This is a genomic window from Streptomyces sp. SP17BM10, assembly GCF_036322405.1.
In the GTDB taxonomy this organism is placed as follows: Bacteria; Actinomycetota; Actinomycetes; order Streptomycetales; family Streptomycetaceae; genus Kitasatospora.
This window is the reverse complement of record NZ_JAQYXB010000160.1, coordinates 1-236: the sequence shown is the minus strand read 5'-3', so window position 1 is coordinate 236 and position 236 is coordinate 1. Positions and strand designations below refer to the sequence as shown.

Sequence of the window (236 nt, the reverse complement as noted above, 5' to 3'; positions counted from 1 at the left end):
GTCGCCTCGACGGACACCATCGCTCCCCCACCGGGGAGTTGCGACATCAGCCGCGCCCGGGCCGCGACCAGCGTGCAGGCGTCCTCCAGCGAGAACACCCCCGCCACGTGCGCCGCCGCGACCTCACCGATCGAGTGCCCCACCACGAAGTCCGGCCGCAGACCCCACGACTCCACCAGCCGGAACAGCGCCACCTCCAGCGCGAACAGCGCCGGCTGCGCATACCCCGTGTCGTC

At 72.9% G+C, this 236-nt stretch carries 1 protein-coding gene; it reads right to left on the bottom strand.

The features are described from left to right. A partial coding sequence (locus tag PUR71_RS00580; protein WP_329924291.1) for an acyltransferase domain-containing protein occupies window positions 1-236 on the bottom strand: 236 nt, incomplete at both ends.